Origin of the sequence: Bacillus weihaiensis, assembly GCF_001889165.1 — a bacterium.
Lineage (GTDB): Bacteria > Bacillota > Bacilli > Bacillales > Bacillaceae > Metabacillus > Metabacillus weihaiensis.
On the sequence record NZ_CP016020.1, the window covers coordinates 984,348 to 1,000,128 of the forward strand.

16 protein-coding genes are annotated in these 15,781 nt (G+C 35.4%); 13 read left to right on the plus strand and 3 right to left on the minus strand.

The features are described 5' to 3' along the window. Nucleotides 1–59: 59 nt before the first annotated feature. A complete protein-coding gene (locus A9C19_RS04680) occupies nt 60–539 on the minus strand; it encodes a GAF domain-containing protein (RefSeq protein WP_072578861.1) in 480 nt (159 codons plus the stop codon). A gap of 117 nt (nt 540–656) precedes the next feature. Here A9C19_RS04680 and refZ point away from each other — a divergent pair, with 117 nt between their 5' ends. Continuing rightward, entirely contained in the window at nt 657–1,307 is a 651-nt protein-coding gene (refZ, locus tag A9C19_RS04685; protein WP_072578862.1) for a forespore capture DNA-binding protein RefZ, read from the plus strand. On the opposite strand, the gene hisJ is transcribed toward refZ, so the two are convergent. After that, entirely contained in the window at nt 1,290–2,099 is an 810-nt protein-coding gene (gene hisJ, locus A9C19_RS04690; protein ID WP_072578863.1) for a histidinol-phosphatase HisJ, read from the minus strand. The genes refZ and hisJ overlap by 18 nt on opposite strands. Before the next feature lie 707 nt (nt 2,100–2,806). On the opposite strand from hisJ, the gene ezrA reads away from it, so the two are divergent. The 6 genes from ezrA to mbcS all read left to right on the plus strand — a co-directional run bounded on the left by ezrA (nt 2,807) and on the right by mbcS (nt 9,699). Continuing rightward, entirely contained in the window at nt 2,807–4,501 is a 1,695-nt protein-coding gene (gene ezrA / locus A9C19_RS04695) for a septation ring formation regulator EzrA (protein WP_072578864.1), read from the plus strand. Between the two features lie 428 nt (nt 4,502–4,929). Then, complete coding sequence (locus A9C19_RS04700) at nt 4,930–6,075, plus strand: cysteine desulfurase family protein (RefSeq protein WP_072578865.1); 1,146 nt, start codon at nt 4,930–4,932, stop codon at nt 6,073–6,075. Between the two features lie 4 nt (nt 6,076–6,079). Next, nucleotides 6,080–7,279 carry a tRNA uracil 4-sulfurtransferase ThiI gene (gene thiI / locus A9C19_RS04705; protein ID WP_072578866.1) on the plus strand — a complete coding sequence of 400 codons (1,200 nt, stop codon included), beginning with the start codon at nt 6,080–6,082 and terminating at the stop codon, nt 7,277–7,279. 112 nt (nt 7,280–7,391) lie between these two features. Then, complete coding sequence (locus A9C19_RS04710; protein ID WP_072578867.1) at nt 7,392–7,607, plus strand: alpha/beta-type small acid-soluble spore protein; 216 nt, start codon at nt 7,392–7,394, stop codon at nt 7,605–7,607. 102 nt (nt 7,608–7,709) lie between these two features. Then, the gene (locus A9C19_RS21665) at nt 7,710–7,853 is read left to right on the plus strand and encodes a hypothetical protein (RefSeq protein WP_158515053.1); all 144 of its coding nucleotides are present in this window, start codon (nt 7,710–7,712) and stop codon (nt 7,851–7,853) included. A 262-nt stretch (nt 7,854–8,115) separates the two neighbouring features. Next, complete coding sequence (mbcS, locus tag A9C19_RS04715) at nt 8,116–9,699, plus strand: acyl-CoA synthetase MbcS (protein ID WP_072578868.1); 1,584 nt, start codon at nt 8,116–8,118, stop codon at nt 9,697–9,699. 151 nt (nt 9,700–9,850) lie between these two features. Here the strand turns inward: mbcS and A9C19_RS04720 are convergent, their stop codons facing one another. Next, nucleotides 9,851–10,654, minus strand: a complete 804-nt coding sequence (locus A9C19_RS04720; protein ID WP_233499270.1) for an NAD kinase — start codon at nt 10,652–10,654, stop codon at nt 9,851–9,853. Between the two features lie 152 nt (nt 10,655–10,806). Between A9C19_RS04720 and sppA the strand changes: the two genes are divergently transcribed. From sppA to A9C19_RS04750, 6 genes are all read left to right on the plus strand, one after another. Next, nucleotides 10,807–11,811, plus strand: a complete 1,005-nt coding sequence (gene sppA / locus A9C19_RS04725) for a signal peptide peptidase SppA (RefSeq protein ID WP_072578870.1) — start codon at nt 10,807–10,809, stop codon at nt 11,809–11,811. Nucleotides 11,812–11,825: 14 nt separating this feature from the next. After that, nucleotides 11,826–12,362, plus strand: coding sequence for an RDD family protein (locus tag A9C19_RS04730; RefSeq protein WP_072578871.1), 537 nt, complete (start codon nt 11,826–11,828; stop codon nt 12,360–12,362). Nucleotides 12,363–12,817: 455 nt separating this feature from the next. Then, nucleotides 12,818–13,252, plus strand: a complete 435-nt coding sequence (locus tag A9C19_RS22220; protein WP_233499243.1) for a DUF2953 domain-containing protein — start codon at nt 12,818–12,820, stop codon at nt 13,250–13,252. A gap of 54 nt (nt 13,253–13,306) precedes the next feature. Then, nucleotides 13,307–13,771 carry a GerW family sporulation protein gene (ytfJ, locus tag A9C19_RS04740; RefSeq protein ID WP_072578872.1) on the plus strand — a complete coding sequence of 155 codons (465 nt, stop codon included), beginning with the start codon at nt 13,307–13,309 and terminating at the stop codon, nt 13,769–13,771. 232 nt (nt 13,772–14,003) lie between these two features. Next, complete coding sequence (gene tpx / locus A9C19_RS04745; protein WP_072578873.1) at nt 14,004–14,504, plus strand: thiol peroxidase; 501 nt, start codon at nt 14,004–14,006, stop codon at nt 14,502–14,504. A 207-nt stretch (nt 14,505–14,711) separates the two neighbouring features. Further along, nucleotides 14,712–15,704: a class I SAM-dependent methyltransferase gene (locus A9C19_RS04750; RefSeq protein ID WP_072578874.1), complete on the plus strand. Its 993-nt coding sequence runs from the start codon at nt 14,712–14,714 to the stop codon at nt 15,702–15,704. The last annotated feature ends 77 nt before the right edge of the window (nt 15,705–15,781 follow it).

The following is a 15,781-nucleotide window of genomic DNA, read 5'->3' on the forward strand; positions in this document are numbered from 1 at the left end:
AATGTATCAGCTCTCTTTTTATTTATAAATTGTTTAAACTGTACACGTAAACTTTTTTCTTATATAAATTGGATAAGAGTTTCAGCAAACTTCTCTAAATAATCTTGATCTACTTCATCAAATCTGTTCTTAATAGGACTATCTATGTCAAGAACACCAATGACCTGATCGTCCTTTATGAGTGGTACGACAATTTCTGAATTAGATGCTGCATCACACGCAATATGACCTGGGAACTCGTGAACATCGGCTATACGCTCTGTTCTTTTGTTTGCTACTGCAGAGCCGCAAACTCCTCTTCCTACTGGAATTCTTACACAAGCAGGTAACCCTTGGAATGGACCTAATACAAGCTCCCCTTCCTTCATTAAATAAAATCCTACCCAATTAACTTCTTTAAGAAATTGATTCAATAGTGCGGAAGCATTTGATAGGTTGGCTATCTGGTCCTTTTCTCCTTCTAGTAACGCTTTTAATTGATTAATCACCAATTGATATTGCTCTTCTTTTTTACCTTTATAACTTTCGACATTAAACACGAATAAACTCCACCTTTAGCTATTTAATAACATGTATGAACCAAACATTGTCGAGCGATTTAAAAAGGAATCCACCTGCCATAGCTTGAATTAGTCATATACGGAGGTGTGAAAACATTGGCTCAACAAACATGTAATGATACAAAACAAAGAATATTACAGGCTGCAATCTTTTTATTTAATTCAAAAGGATTTACCGGTACATCCGTACGGGAAATTGCCAATAAAGCAAATGTGAATATTGCACATATATCCTATTATTTTAAAGGAAAAGGCGGCCTTCTCGAATACTTGGTATCCACCTATTATGAAGGATATATAAAAGTAATTGAAGAGAATTACTCTGAGTTGCATCAAAGTAACGCCCATACAGTATTAAGTAATATTATTTTAGATATCTTAAATTATCAACACGAAAACCGTCAACTTTCACGCTTGGTTTACAGGGAAGTAACGTTAGACTCCATCTTAATACGTGAAGTGATGACAACCTATTTAACAAAAGAAAAATATTTTATTAAATCGTTATTTGAACAAGGCATTAAGGAAGGTTATTATCGTAAGGGCTTTGTTCCTCATCTTATCATTCAATTAAGAAGTTTATTACACATGCCCTATTTACAGCCTCAATATATGAGTGAGGTTCTCCATATTCAGCCACATGAAGCGTATTTTGTCCATCAATATTATAAGGAGTTAAAATACTGGCTTCATTCATTATTAGCTGATAAGAAGTTAGAGAACAAACAGTTAATTATGTTCCCATAAGCCTTGAAATTCTGAATAATTCTTCCCAACATCCCCTGCACTGTGGGCATCTGAACCATAGACAAGAGGGATATTTTGTTTAATGGCTGTACTTGCTATCAATGAATTTGGATAGGTTTCTTTGCAATATTCTTTTCTTAAACCAGCTACATTAAAATCTATTTCCAACTGCTCTAGTTTAATAGCTGTTAATATTTCACTAATCATGTGATCGGATGAGAATGAAACAGGAAACAGCTTTTGAAATTTGTGAGAAAGAGTAAGATGACCGATCCGCTTAGGTTTGAACGCACCTAAATCACTTTTAATAGAGTTTAGTACTTGTTTGTAATATTCTTCATGTAGGTTTTGTAGAGAACCTGTTACTCGAATCATTTCGTCAAAAACATGGTGATCGTAGTCCATACAATAGTATGTATCACTTAATTTAAGGAAGTGGACTGATAATATACTGTCATCAAGATGTTTTCCGTATGTGGTTAACAACGCAGCTGTCTCTTTCTCGAATTCCTTTATGTAATCAACTTCTAAGCCTATATGAATGTCTAGTTTATTCTTATAAGTATCCTTAAGCCTTTGGATACTAATAATGTATTCCTCAAGATCTTCAAGCTTCATAGCGCTGTCTTGTAATGGTGTAGGATCAATAAATCCTTTAGGCAGTGGGGCGTGTTCGGTAAATGTAATCGCCTCAAAGCCTAGATTAAGAGCTTGTTCTATATATTCTTCAAATTTATCCATAGTCCCGTGTGGACAAAAAGGAGTATGGACATGGCCATCTGTTTTTTTCACTCGATAACAACTCCTAAGAAAATAATGATTGAAAAGAGGAATAAAAAGAGTCTTAAATTACCCCAAGCACGGTGAACATAGAATTCCACAAATGGTGAAAAGCATGACTGAACTAAGTAAGATCCCCATAATTTCCCCACCATCTTGCCTTGAAATTTCACTAAAACGCAAGGAAATGAGACGAATTCCCTTCATAAGTAACAGAATAGGACAAATTATGTAAAAAAATAAAAATTTCTGGTCAAAAAATGTCGTATACATGGTATCATAAATACATTGAAATAACATTAATGAAGCGGGTTTTTAATCATATTGATTACATATGAAAATCTGGACTTATTTCAGCTACTTACATTTGATCATATCATGTTATCATTGTTCTTTTGGTAGAGAAATAATAGTTACAAAAAAATGTCTAAAGCCCAATTTCGATATATACGCCAATTAAACAGGCTATTTGTATTAGAGTGTTGTTTTAAGCTAATGTGAAAGATAAATATTTCAGATCAACGTATAGATAAACGAACATAGCGAAAAAGACCTGAATAAAATGTCTATTGCACTTCTGTGTGCTAAGACGATAGGCTTACTATTAATAAAACAAGTTGACATACATGGTTATATCAGCATGAATTCTCAAAGCTTTCATTTGTGGGGAAAAGCTATTTCCCAGGTATGAGGTTTTTGTAACAACGAGGGGGCTCAATATGGAAGTTATAGTTGGTTTAGTCCTTCTTATATGTATCTTATTTGGAGTAGGGTATATGTTAAGAAGAAACATTTACAAAGAAGTGGATCGTCTAGAATCAAAAAAGATTGAAATTATGAATCGGTCAATTATTGACGAATTATCAAAAGTTAAAGAGTTAAAAATGATTGGCCAAGCCGAGGAACTTTTTGAGCAATGGAGAAATGAGTGGGATGAAATTATCACAACTCAGCTTCCAGAAGTTGAAGAGCACTTGTATGATGCTGAGGAATTTGCAGACAAGTATCGCTTTAAGAAATCAAAAGATGTTCTTCAATATATTGATAAGGTCCTTCACACGGTTGACGAGAATATAGATAAAATTATTGAAGAAATAAATGACTTAGTATCGAGTGAAGAAAAAAATTCGGTAGAAAGTGAAGAAATGAAAGAACAATTTAAAAAGGTAAAGAAAAACCTACTAGCGCATAGCTATCAATTTGGAAAATCGCATATGAAATTAGAGAATGAGCTAGATGAAATCTCCACGATTCTAAAAACTTTTGATGAAGAAACGGTAGAGGGGAATTATCTAGCTGCGAGAGAGGTCCTCCTTTCAGGTAAGAATCGTTTAGATGTTCTTCAACATAAAATTAATGAGATACCTAAGCTGTTAACAGAATGTAATGTAACCATTCCAAATTTAGTATCTGAGCTAGAGGATGGATACAATGAAATGATAGCGACTGGCTATTACTTAGAACATTTACAAATTGATGTGGAAATAAAGAAAATCAAAGAGAAAACGGCTTTATATCTTGGGAAGATTGAAGAAACAGAAATTGAAGATATACAAGAAGGATTACAGATTGTACAGGATGCAGTTGACTCGTTGTATGATTTATTAGAAAAAGAAGTTGATGCCAATCAATTTGTTAAACAAGCTAAAGATAAAATCGATCATCGCTTATTAGAGCTGATTGACCAAAAAGAGGCTACTTTGGAGGAAACGGAGCTAGTCAAGCAAAGCTATCAGCTTTCTGAAACAGAACTTTCCAAACAAAAAACGATTGAAAAGCAAATCAATCAAATTGAGAAAAAATTCACGCATATTCAACAAAATCTTCAAGGTGAACAAGTTGCTCATTCCGTAGTAAAAGAAGAATTGGAAGATATAAGCCAGCAAATTGTGAAGCTTTTTAAAGAGCATGATGAATATCGAGAAATGCTCCAAACGTTAAGGAAAGATGAGCTTCAAGCTAGAGAAAAGCTTTCTAAGCTTAAAAAAATGCTCCACGATACGATGAGAGCTGTACAGCAGAGTAATATACCGGGGCTCCCTATTGAATTTGGTCAATTAATTGATCAAGCTAAGGAAGATGTAATGAGAGCTTCTTCAAAACTTGATGAGATACCACTCAACATGGTCATCGTTAATCAATTATTAGATGATGCTGTTCATTCTGTTGAAGAATTAACACAGTACGGTCAAGAATTGATTGAACAAGTGTATCTTATTGAACAGGTTATTCAATACGGCAACAGATATCGCAGTCGAAATGACCAGTTAAACCTGAAATTTAAGGAAGCTGAAAAACACTTTAGGGATTATCAATACGGTACGTCATTAGAAGTTGCTGCTGCAGCATTAGAGCAAGTAGAGCCTGGGTCCCTTGAGAAGATTCAGAGCCTTATAATTGTAGAGGATAAATAATCATAAATTAAGGGTGAGAATGAGAGTTATAGCTGAAACAGGAGCTGTTAAAACTCGATTTTCATCCTTTTTATGCGTCTAGAAATGGATCAATACCTGCTGTAACTCATATAGGTTTGAGAATTAACCCCTTAGTAGGGAGAAGGTCACAGCAATACGCTCAGTATGGAGCCACTACATGGTAACTGGAGTGAACAATTCCCTAATTGGTTAGTTCATTGATAGACCGGGAATTTCCACTTGAGTCTAGTTTGTTAGCTTTCTCCTTCTTATAGGATATTTTTCTTTCAAACCTTGATATGGTATGATTACTTTTGGAATTTTTTCGAAAACGACATCCTGCCGAAAGGCTTTAAACGTTCTGCATGGGTTATGTTGGATGTTGATAAGTAAGATCATTTCTCATAGGCAGAATGGGGGGAGACACGATGATATATTTGGATAATAGTGCTACAACAAAGCCTTATGAAGAAGTACTTTCTACATATATAAAGGTAAGTCAAGATTTTTATGCGAATCCTAGTTCTTTACATAAAAAAGGGAGCGAGGCAGAAGCATTACTTACCCAATCAAGAAAACAGGTTGCCACTTTACTCGGTGTTCAACAAAACGAAATCATCTTCACTTCAGGTGGGACAGAAGGGAATAACCTAGCGATTAAGGGTGCGGCTTTAGCTAATAAGCAAAAAGGGAACCATATAATGACCACTACAATTGAACACCCTTCAGTTTTAGAGGCTTTTAAACAGCTTCAAAGCAATTTTGGCTTTGAGGTTACCTATTTACCTGTCGATTCGAATGGGTTTGTATCTATAGAAGATGTAAAACGTGAGATGAGAGAAGATACAATCTTACTATCCATAATGCATGTGAATAATGAGGTTGGATCTATTCAGCCAATTGAAGAAATTTCGGAATTAATGAAGAAATATAAGAATTGCTTGTTCCATGTTGACCATGTTCAAGGAATAACAAAAGTACCGATATATTTGAGTAACTTACACATTGATCTTTGTACAATTTCTGGGCATAAATTCCATGGCTTGAATGGGACGGGTGTATTATATGTAAAAACAGGTGTAATATTACTTCCTTTGTTCTCTGGAGGGGACCAAGAGCTCCAGTTTAGATCAGGTACTGAGAGCTTAGCAGGAAACGTGGCTCTTGCAAAAGCCCTTCGAATGTCATTGGACAAGGCTACGGGAAATAGAAAGAGACTAAAGCAACTTCACGAAAAACTTAGAGTGGAACTAAAGAAGATAGATGGAGTTGTAATCAATACTCCTGAAAACAATGCAGCACCTCATATTATAAATTTTTCTGTCCCACATATAAAATCTGAGGTACTAATTCATTATTTAGGGGAACAGAATATCATTGTTTCTACAACCTCTGCTTGCTCATCTAGAAATAAAAAGATGAGCCATACTCTAAAAGCGATGAAAAAACCGGACACTGTTGCTAATAGTTCGATACGTATCAGTCTATCATTTGATGATACAGAAGAAATAATAAAGCCATTAATAGCCCATCTTACTAATGGAATTGAAAAATTATTAAAAGTTATGAGGTAGAACTATGAAATTTGATCACATATTAATCCGTTTTGGAGAAATTTCTACTAAAGGTAGAAATAGAAAAAAATTCATTGACCGTCTAAAACGTAACATACGGGAAGTGTTAAATGAGTATCCGAATTTAAGCTACGAAAGTAATCGAGATCGCTTATTTATACATTTAAATAATGAAAATCATGAGGGAATTGTCGAAAAGCTAAAACCTGTTTTTGGAATTCAATCCTTTAGCTTAGCAATTAAAACGAAAAGTGAATTACCTGAGATCAAGGATATGGCATTACAGGCAATCAAAACTCTATATAAACCTAATGATACATTCAAAGTCACCACCAAACGCGCATATAAACAGTTTCCATTAGATACTAATGAACTAAACTATCAAATTGGCAGTCACATTCTAATCCATACAACGGATTTACATGTTGATGTGAAAAATCCAATGATAAATGTTCGAGTTGAGGTTCGTTCTGAAGCAACCTATATCACTTGCTTTGATTATAAAGGAGCAGGTGGATTACCTGTAGGATCTGGTGGTAAAGCGATGCTGCTATTGTCAGGTGGAATCGATAGTCCTGTAGCAGGGTATTTATCGTTAAAAAGAGGTGTGGAATTAGAGGTCATTCATTTCTTTAGTCCTCCTTACACAAGTGAGCGTGCGAAACAAAAGGTTATTGATTTAACAACAGAGTTAACCTCTTTCGGTGGAAAAATCAACTTGCATATTGTTCCCTTTACAAAGATTCAGGAGAAAATTCAAGAACAAGTACCTGAAAACTATACGATGACATCAACGCGAAGAATGATGTTGAAAATCGCGGATCGTATTCGTGAGAAGCAGCAAGGATTAGCTCTGATTACAGGTGAAAGTCTTGGTCAAGTTGCGAGTCAAACATTGGAAAGTATGCTTGCGATTAATAGCGTGACAAATACTCCGGTTTTACGTCCACTTATTACAATGGATAAAACAGAGATTATCGATATCGCAAAGCAAATCCATACACATGATATATCTATTCGACCATTTGAAGATTGCTGTACGATCTTTACACCTGCTAATCCAAAAACGAAACCAAAAGTAGATAAAGTTACAAGATTTGAAAGCTTTGTCGATTTTGATGAGCTAGTTGATGAGGCAGTCATGAATGTTGAGACCATTCTAGTAACGAAAGAGCAAAAAGACGAATTCACTAGCTTATTCTAAATAACAAGGAAATAGAGCTGCTAGCCCAAAATTAGGGGAGAAATTACCAATTAGCAATATGTATGAAGCCATGTGTATTTACACATTCTATACTCACAAGGAGGTGATACACATGGCACAAAACAGTGGATCTAGCAGCTCAAACCAACTTGTTGTACCTGGTGCTGCACAAGCTATCGACCAAATGAAGTATGAAATTGCTTCTGAATTTGGTGTAAACTTAGGACCAGAAACGACTTCACGCGCTAACGGTTCAGTTGGTGGTGAAATCACAAAACGTTTAGTATCTTTTGCTCAACAACAAATGAGCGGTTCTTACCAACAATAATAATTGCATATATAGTGGCTACTAGGGTGGGGGGAACCCCACCCTTTTCATGCTGTCTAACAGCTTACTTAAATAGTTAATCTTCATTTTGGAGGGTTTCAATTGACAGAGGATATTCGAGCAGAAATGGCTGAACAATATGATGGTGAAATCGAACAAGATCAGAAACTACAAAAAAGTAGAAAGCAGCAACGTAAAAGACGTAATGAACCCAAAAATGCTAAGCAAGCGAATGAGCAAAGTTAAGCTAGCTTAAAGTATACGTGTCACACTAATTAATTGTTGTGATAAAAGACTGGCCTTAGATTGTCAGTCTTTTTTATGCTTAGGAAAAACGAAATAAATAAACCCAATGGAATACTTTTCATTTTAGATTTAAGAAGACAGTAAGGAACATAAAAAGATAGGGAAGTGAGAAATTTAGCGAACGAAAACCTATATAGGAATATTTAAAAAATTAGAAACATTATGTATAATATTATGGTACGAACATAAAGGAGGGGAAAGGATGGTTAGAGAAGAATTACTTGCACCATTGGACTATAACCTTGTCGGAGAAATGGAGAAATATGCAAATTCAGAAACGAAGATTGCCCTTCGTTGGGAGAATGAGCTTGGAGAGAAAAATACCATTACGTATCGTTCTCTTGTAGAAAGGCTAAATAAAATTGGAAACGCTTTAATTAATCAAGGTCTTAAAATGGGTGATACCGTTCTTGTTGTGATTCCTAGAATTATTGATGCATATGCCGTCTATTTAGGGGCATTAAAAGCTGGCTTAATCGTTATTCCTAGCTCAGAAATGTTAAAAGCGAAAGACTTACAATATCGTATTACACATGGTGATGTAAAGGCAGTAATTAGTTACCATTTATATACAGACGAATTCGTTGGTATTAATGAATATGATGATTTGCTAAAGTTTAATGTTGGTGGTCAAAAGGAAGACTGGCTTTCTCTTGAAACATTAGCTGAAGCAGAGTCAAGTGAAATGGAATTGGCACCAACTAAATCAGATAGTATGGCATTTTTATCTTATACATCTGGTACAACTGGTAATCCGAAAGGTGTCGTACATACTCATGGCTGGGCATACGCTCATTTGAAAACTGCCGCGAAAAATTGGTTAAGTATCAGTGAACAGGATACAGTTTGGGCTACTGCAGGTCCTGGTTGGCAAAAATGGATATGGAGTCCGTTTTTATCTGTATTAGGTAGCGGCGCAACAGGGCTTATATATAATGGGAAGTTTGAACCTGAAAAGTATCTACAATTGTTAGATGACTATAAAGTAAATGTTCTTTGTTGTACACCTACAGAATACCGGTTAATGTCGAAGGTAGAAGGGTTAGATCGTTACTCTTTATCAAGTCTTCATAGTGCGGTTTCAGCAGGAGAGCCCTTAAATCGGGAAGTTATAGATACCTTCCAAAGGTATTTTCAGGTAAAAGTGAGAGATGGTTACGGACAAACTGAAAATACGTTGCTCGTAGGGGTAATGAAAGGGATGGAAATCAAACCAGGGTCTATGGGAAAACCGACACCTGGGAATGACGTCCAAATTATTAATGATGAAGGAGAGCCTTGTTCTGTAGGAGAAGTAGGAGATATTGCTGTTCATAGAACTACGCCTGCGTTATTTAAGGAGTACTTTAAAGATCATGAGCGAACTGCTATGCAGTTTAGAGGTGATTTTTATATTACAGGAGACAGAGCTCGTATGGATGATGATGGTTACTTTTGGTTTGAAGGAAGACGTGATGATATCATTATTAGTTCTGGATACACAATTGGACCATTTGAAGTAGAGGATGCATTAGTGAAACATCCAGATGTTCGTGAGTGTGCTGTTGTGGCTAGTCCGGATGAAATTAGAGGAAATATTGTGAAAGCATTTGTTGTACTAAAAGACCCTGATATGATAGGAAATGAACAACTTGTGGCAACTCTTCAACAGCATGTAAAAGAATTAACGGCTCCTTACAAATATCCACGTGAAATCGAATTTATTCAGGAATTACCTAAAACAACATCTGGGAAAATAAGAAGAATTGAGCTTAGACAAAGAGAAATGAACCTAAAACAGGCATAGAACGATAAAGAATAGGCTGGGATAAAACAAAGAGCCAAACACCCTCAGATCCAATCTATTATGTGCACGTGAAAAATCAGTGTGTACATCTAGATGTTGTGATAAGGTGCCTGGCACTTCTGTCCCCGCCTTTTTACGTTTTCAAATGGTTCTATAAGAACGTCCGTTTCACTTTTTCCCAGAAAGAATTATCTTTTAATTTAACAGTCTTAATCGGTGTTTCACTTAAACCGTATTCTAGTTGTTTAACATTCCGAATACTTAATGCTTCATTATCAATCCCAATAACAGGATAATCATTTCCATCTTGTACAATTTTTAAGGTTAGTTTTCTTTTATCACTAAGGATAAAAGAGGAACCGAGTGTTCGATACAAATTGTTATTTAAAGAAGCGAGCTCGCTAACTTGTATACAAGGAAGCATTGGATCAACAACTGCTCCATTAACGGATTTATTATAGGCTGTACTTCCAGTTGGTGTTGAGATGAGCATGCCGTCTCCTCTAAATGTTTCAAAATGTAAATCGTCAATAAACACATCGATAACGAAGGTTTTAATAATGCTTGATTTAATGGAACACTCATTTAAGCATTTAAAAGTCGTTTTTCCATCTACGATCACTTCTAGTACAGGATATCTTCTTACTTCAATTTGTGATTCCTTCATCGCGTGAATTATTTTTTCACGATCATCGATGTGAAAGTCACAATAGAGGCTTAGTGTATCGTCTACACCAATACCTGCGTATAAACAGTCGGAGCGGAATTTCGTTTTTCTTACTGCTTGAAGGAACTCACCATCTCCACCAATACTCACGATGATGTTTGCTTTAGTATCATCTTCAACGATGATAAAACCATGATCCTTTGCAAAGTCAAGTAGTGATTCTACTTTTTCAACTAGCTTGTCTTCCTTTTTGTAAAAAAAATAAACATTCTTACGTTCTGACATGATGACTCCTCCTAAAGATTATGTAAATTCTCCACTTTTTTCCTTTGGGATGGTACAATACTCTATGTTGTTTAGTTTACCACTTTTCAACCAATACATGTTAATGTAGGGTAAAATCATACGATATTGTTGAAAAAGTCAGAGGAGGGCGTTTTATGAATGGAAAACGATGGGGTGCTTTAGGGATTGCAGCTGGGCTGTTTGTTGTCTCGCTCATAGTTAGTTCTGCATTATTTTTCAAGGATCAGGAAGATATGTTAAGTGAAGCCTTTATAGGAAATACGGAGTTTTCTGAGGAAGTCATTGAAGAAGGGTCACCTCAAAATAAAATTTTAGTATTAAGCGTAAATGGTGTCATTCAAGATACAGGTGAGGACGTAGCTTCTTTTTTTAGTACAGCTGGTTACAAACATCAGACCTTTTTAGATATGATTGATGCTGCAAGTGATGATCCTACTGTAAAAGGTGTTATTGTGAGGGTAAACTCACCAGGTGGTGGGGTTGTTGAAAGTGCAGAAATACATAAAAAGCTTACAGAATTAAAAGAAAAAAGTGAAAAACCAGTATTTATTTCAATGGGAACAACAGCTGCTTCAGGGGGGTATTATATAGCTACTGCTGCAGATAAAATCTATGCAGCTCCGGACACTTTAACAGGCTCATTAGGAGTTATTATGCAATCAGTTAACTATAGTGAATTAGCTGAAGAATATGGTGTGAAATTCGAAACAATTAAAAGTGGTCCATACAAAGATATTTTCTCTCCGACAAGAGAAATGACAGAGGAAGAAAGAAAGATCCTTCAATCAATGGTCGACAACGCTTATCAAGGTTTTGTTAAGGTCATTACCGATGGTCGTCCTCTATCAGAGGAGGATGTACTAAAAGTAGCTGATGGTCGTATTTATGACGGTCGACAGGCTAAGGAAATCAATCTTGTTGATGAGTTAGGCTATTTTGATGATACAGTAGCTGCAATGAAGGAAGAACTTGATCTATCAAATGCTCGAGTGATTCAATATAGTACGTCAATGGGCTTTGATCAATTTTTAAATATGGGTGCAAGTAAAGTATTTAAACAAGATACAGAACTTGCTAGTTTATATCATCTTCTCGGTCAGCCTAATTCTCCAAGATTAATGTACTTATATTCTGAATAAAGGAGGAGTGAGAAATGGACGCAACGTTTGAAGGAAATGAAAAAGAGACCTATGTCTCATTAACAGAAGAAAAGAATCAGTTTACAGAATATCACTATTTACTTGCAGGTTTCTGGATTCGCTTTTGGGCTTATTTAGTCGATCTACTCGTCATTAGTAGTGTAAATAGAATTATCGTTCATCCTCTATTTAGCCTGTTAGGGATAAATACGAGTGAATCCTTTTTTTCGCCACTAACAATAGTGACAACTGTCACTTTCTTTGCATATTTTGTTCTTTTAACAAAATATTTTGGTCAAACGTTAGGTAAGATGATTTTCGGTTTGAAAGTAAGGTCGCTAAAAGGTAATCAATTAACATGGAGTACGATCCTTTTTAGAGAATTTATTGGACGATATATCTCTAAATTTTTATTCGTAGGATATATTGTTGCGGCATTTACGCCTAAAAAACAAGGCTTACATGATATTTTCGCTGATACACAGGTGATTCATGAAAAGCTCTTTGTACAAAAGAATGAGGATCTACCAGTTGCTAGTAAACCTATATAGTTGGAAAACCTACTCACTTGATAAGTAGGCCAGACTGTAGTCAAACTCGGGTAATAACCGGGCTTGCCTACAGTCTTTTTATTTTGACTTGAGGTCAAAGGGGGCTGTTGCTTTCCGTGAGGCTACATGATCATCTTAGTCTCGTGTTACTTAATGTTTATATTGTATGTCCTTAGGCGATAATGAAAAATTGAAAGGATGTGAACATCATCTACTGGATAATAGGAATTTTATCGTTTTTTTTCATTCTTCTCTTGTTCATTTTGATAACTAAGGTAACAATCACTCTTGATTTACATCATGTAGACGATCAAGACCACATTAACATCCATTTAAGGGCCTGGAACGGCTTAATAAAATATACGATTACTATACCTTTTCTAAAGGTGGATGATGAAGCCAATATAATTGTAAAGCAAGAGCACCAAATAGGTGAGGAGAATTCGGAAAATAAGGTGAAGGATAAGAAAAATAAAATAACACCTGAAGAAGAAGTAAAGGCTCTAAAAGATATGAACGAACTTTTGGAGCATGTAGTAGGGCTTCATAAAATTGTTCGTCGCTTCTTAAAGAAGATTAAAATAAAAAAATTCGAATGGCATTCACAAATTGGCATTGGTGATGCGGCACATACGGGACTGATAACAGGTGTTGCTTGGACTATAAAAGGCGCTACTCTTGGTTTAGTTAGTGACTATATGAAATTACAAACAACTCCTACGATTACAATTACCCCTGAATTTAATCAAATTTGTTCTAGAACGAAACTTCAATGTATTTTTCAATTTCGAATCGGGCAAGCTATTCTAGCAGGTATAAAATTTATCAAATATTGGAAAGGTGGCCGTCCACATTTGAAAAGTAAGCCATTTTCTTTTTTCTCGAATTAATATTTGATAAAGTGACGACCGGATAAAATGATATAAACAGGAGGCTACATACCTATGAGTGATCATCCAATTCAAGGATTAATGAAAACAGCGATGGAAAATTTAAAGCAGATGATTGATGTCAATACTATTGTAGGTGATCCAGTTGAAACACCAGATGGTAGTGTCATACTAACTGTTTCAAAAGTGGGCTTCGGGTTTGCAGCAGGAGGAAGTGAATTTAATTCAACTGCTAAAGATGGAGAAGATGGAAAAGCACCAAAACTACCTTTCGGAGGTGGTAGCGGTGGAGGAGTTTCCATTACTCCAATTGCCTTTTTAATCGTTTCTTCAAATGGCGTAAAGATGCTTCATTTGGATGAAAGCACTCACCTTTATGAAAAAATTCTAGAAGCAGCACCGCAAACAGTTGAAAAAATTCAAAGTCTTTTTAAGAAGGACAAGGATAAAGGAAAGACATCTGATCCTGTTGAAGATGTGAATTTTTCATCTGAAAAAAAGCATGATTTGGATATTTAAATCGTAGAAAGCAACGGACTACGTCGTATATTGAGGCTCAGGACAACGAAAGTTGATCCTGAGCTTTTTTTATTGATTAGAAAACGATAAAAATGTATTTCTTGTGGATAAGTACTTTGACATCTAATTTTAGCGCTTTTGTACATTTGTACTTTTTTCTTCAATATCATTGATAAATATAGGCAGCTAAGCTATATTTACACTGTACATACAAATAAAGGAGGAGTTTGTGTTGGCTTCAATTACTTTTAAGAATAATCCTGTAACATTACTAGGAAATGAAGTGAATGTAGGAGATCAAGCACCTGATTTTACAGTTTTAGCTAATGACTTATCACCGGTTACATTAGCTTCATCAGAAGGAAAAGTTAGAATTATTTCAGTTGTTCCATCCATTGATACAGGTGTTTGTGATGCACAAACAAGACGTTTCAATGAAGAAGCTTCTGATATAGGGAATGTAGAGGTACTAACAGTTAGTATGGATCTGCCTTTCGCACAAAAGAGATGGTGTGCTTCAAATGGTCTTGAGAATGTTAAAACATTATCAGATCATAGAGATGCGTCTTTTGGTCAAGCTTATGGAGTCTTAATTCAAGAATTACGTCTTCTTGCTAGAGCCGTATTCGTAGTAGATTCTTCGAATAAAGTAACATTTGTTGAATATGTAAGTGAAGCAACAGATCATCCGAATTATGAAGCAGCAATTGAAGCGGCTAAATCTGCAAACTAAGTTTCTTTACTAGCTATCCTATTACAGGGTAGCTTTTTCTAATTGGTTTAGATTAGCTCTTTTCTTTGGGCTTACCAGGTGAAAGCACCAAATTGTAAAAAATGAGGAGAATCGAAAAACACTATAGATTGGCGTTTTCCTTTGACTATCAATGCAACTATGACTAGAATGAAAAGAGGTAAAAGGTCAGGAGGAGTTATAAAAAGTATGCAAACACTTTCAAAAGTAGAAAATCTATTTACGGTAATTAATGAAACAGCTGAGCTTCTATCGAAGGATCTTCAAATTACTTATATTGAAGCAGTGGCTGAAACAGGAGAAAACCTCTTTCAAAATGCGATCTTACAAGAAGAGTTAAGTGAAGTAACGATTAAAAGTCTTCAGCGTAAGTATGATAGTTTACACATTCAAAGCTATGATAAAGAAAGTTTAAGAAAAGGATACCAATTAGCCATCTTAAAAGGGTTAAAGGATGGTGCACATCCGAATCATCAAATGACTCCCGATACGATTGGATTGTTCATGGGATATTTAATGAACAAATTCCTAACGGATAATAAGCAGCTATCAATTCTAGACCCAGCAGTAGGTACAGGAAACCTTCTAACAACCATCCTCAACTACCTTTCAAAGGAGACAATTGAAAGTTACGGAGTAGACGTAGATGATCTATTAATTAGGCACGCATATATTAATGCTAATCTTCAGGAGCATCCAATTAATTTCTATAATCAGGATAGCCTTGAACGATTATTAATTGATCCTGTTGATGCTGTAGTATGTGATTTACCAGTTGGCTATTATCCAAACGATGTAGAGGCAGCTAGATATGAATTAAAATCAGATGAAGGCTATTCTTATTCACATCATCTATTCATGGAACAAAGCCTTAACCATACGAAGGAGGAAGGGTATTTATTTTTTATTGTGCCTAATTCGCTTTTTGAAACAAAAGAAGCACCTAAATTAAATGAATACTTACGTTCAAATGCGATTATTCAGGCATTTGTAAAGCTTCCAGCTTCCTTGTTTAAAGATGAAAGACATGGCAAGAGTATTTTAGTGCTTCAGAAAAAAGGAGAACATACTGTTGCACCGAAGCAAGCATTGCTAGCAGATTTACCGAAATTTTCTAATAAACAAGCTATGAATTCAATGATGAAACAAATGGATGACTGGTTCAAAGAAAATAAAAAATAAGAGAAGTATGGACTAATTAGGTAAAAAGGACTTTATATACGTAGTTGAAGGTAGCGTGAATGGCTAGATGAATTCAC